Below are 2,614 nucleotides of genomic sequence, written 5' to 3'. Positions count from 1 at the left end.
GGTGGAAATAAAGAAGGGGCTGTTTCAAAAGTCGATTTTTTCGACTGAGAGACACCCCATTTTTAATATCGAAACTCTTGATACATCAACGTTTCAGAGGGACTTCTCTAGTTGTCTAGTTGTAAGGAAGATGTGGAAGCACTCATTCAAGCTTACTCTAAACAGATTGAATCTGCCCCCTACTTTCACATAGAGTACAGTGCCGACGGGAAAGCAAATTTTATAGCAGTTACCTCGGATACAGAAATTTGTTATACGTGCTCTTTTAAAGGGGTGGATGTTTTTAATATCAAGGTAGAAAAATTGGTCGAAGAGATTGATAAAATATCTCCATATGACCGAGAGCTTTGGGAGGACGAAAACGCTATTCACTCGAATTCAAACAATAACTGGTTCAAGGAGCCAAAGTAGCAGGGAATGCATCTCAGGTTGCCCGTCGCAATGGTATCGATGTGAAAATGCTCTATCGAAAACTATGGATCAAATGATATGCGTAATTTGATTCCGCTTCTCAGATATCCGAACAGCAACACTAACATCCTGTATCATGATGATGTCACTGACTGGTGGAGAAGTTACCGGAAAAATTAAAAAAACGGACTGTCATCTAGGTGGCAGTCCATACTTTTATTGAAAGGGTGTGTAGACATGAGTAATTCGTTTGACGGCAGTCTCCGTATGATCCGAGGAAGTCGAACAGAGCGGGATGGGAACTTGAATATTATAAATGAAAAACATGACTCCATTTTTTACAAAGCAATCGATCCTAATGCCAGTATAGAGACGAATCTGAAATCGTTTGATCTTCCTGAAGACTATGTAAAATTTTTGCATGAGTTCGATAGTGCCGTCTTATTTCGAACTTTGAGACAGGGCGGTGGTTGCAGTATATTGAGCCCCCAACTCGTCATTCAGTATTGGAAAGGATACAGCATCGATCACCCTTACTATCCTATCGCATGGAGCAGTCACTCTTTAGGCTGTATATGCGTGGATCAAGACCGACTAGATAGTGGAAATGGCTACCTCACATGGATCGAATCGATGGACCCTGATAATCCAATTGACATTGACCTGACATTTACAGAATGGCTGGATAAGCTCATCGAGCATGAGGGGAAGGAATTCTGGATTCCGTTCCATGAGGAGGAAGGGTAAGAAAAAAGGACGCCTTTTATAGTGCGTCTTTAGGATGAATCGGATGACTAATGCATGACTGCCAAAAAGCTGGGACTAAGCTCTCAGCTTCTTTTCTGTAAGTTGGGGGGAATCCCAGCGCCGCTTTTGGCTCTTGTGCGGAAATATTTAAAATTTCTTAATAGCAATAGTTTATACTTTCTCTCCTATGCACAGTCATACTATCTGTCCCCTCTGTCTCTTTTGCCAAAGAATCTCAGGCTCTATCCGCCCCAAAGTATCCCGTTGACGCAAATGCCAAAAACGTAGAAACCATAGTAGATACTACGTGAAAAAATAGCCCTGACATTCTAGAAGATTCAGCTAAACTGGGAGTATCGTGCTAGTTTTCAGGTTGAGTAGGTTGGAACAGTTAAAGTAGATCATAGGTTTAGTGGATTAGTAGATTTGAAGACTAAGAAGAGATGTTTTATCGGCGTCCTTTTCATTTTTGGTATAATTTAGGTAACGGAGGGTGGTAAAGGAATATGAGCGAAACTGTCTTTAGTTTCATCGAGCTGCTTGAAATTGCTGGAGGCATATTCTTTTTCAGTTTGTTTAGGTATGGATTAAGCAAGCATAATGCTACTTGGAAGTTTATTATTCTTGAATACTTTGCTATTGTTATGAGCATTTGGATTATTAAATCGTTGGTGAATCTTATTTTTGGTTAGGGGAACATGTCTGGTGATAAACCAGATACATACAAGACATGCCGAATAGATGCACCTATTCAGTTACTTTGGTAGCAGCCATGACCCACTCTCTACTTTCAACAGATAGTGTTTCATTTGTAGTAGGTAGCACATTAGCACAAAAAAGAGGGGTTCTCCGCCCCACTTTTTCAGTCCGCCAATCCATCTCCGCTTATTTTTCGTGACATGCTTGGCATACCCAAGAGTGGACTCAATCTCTCCTTTTGCATATGGTGGGGATAACAGCTAGGATAATTTAATTCCGTTACCAAAAGACTTCCACCGAAAAGAGGTTACTCCTTGGTGGGCTAGTTATGGCAAATATGTACCTTCTGGTGATGACTATTAAAGAATAGTAGGTGATTCTCCTTGAAGAACAATTTATCTGAATTGATATTGGAAGGGTTAAAAAAAAGACTCGATAATAGTAATCGATTATTAGTGCAAAATAGGAATGGAAAAGTTGATACAGCCCAGTTTACATTTAATCCTCCTGCTACAGCAGGAATGATTGAAGAGTTCTTAAGAGACACTCATTGGTACTTACCAACTGACTATAAGAATTTTCTCCTAATCCATAATGGAGCATGGCTGTTCGAAAGTGTAAGATATGGCGGAGGATATGAGTTACTAAGTCTGGACGAAATTAAGAATAGTCACCTAGATTATATGCCTAAACATTGGTATCCTATCTCGATCAACAATGGCGATTACATTTTTATTGACTCTAATCGAGTTAAACA

Annotated in this window: 2 protein-coding genes; both read left to right on the top strand. The window is 39.9% G+C overall.

Annotated features, from left to right (window positions below):
* Nucleotides 1-648 precede the first annotated feature (648 nt).
* A complete protein-coding gene (locus tag ACM6JA_RS16340; RefSeq protein ID WP_414853157.1) occupies nucleotides 649-1,158 on the top strand; it encodes an SMI1/KNR4 family protein in 510 nt (169 codons plus the stop codon).
* A 1,082-nt stretch (nucleotides 1,159-2,240) separates the two neighbouring features.
* The coding region (locus ACM6JA_RS16335; protein ID WP_414853156.1) for an SMI1/KNR4 family protein at nucleotides 2,241-2,614 on the top strand (374 nt) is incomplete at its 3' end.

Origin of the sequence: Brevibacillus sp. IT-7CA2 (genome assembly GCF_949767855.1) — a bacterium.
Lineage (GTDB): Bacteria > Bacillota > Bacilli > Brevibacillales > Brevibacillaceae > Brevibacillus.
The sequence above is the reverse complement of the archived record's forward strand: the minus strand, read 5'-3'. Positions and strand labels throughout refer to the sequence as shown.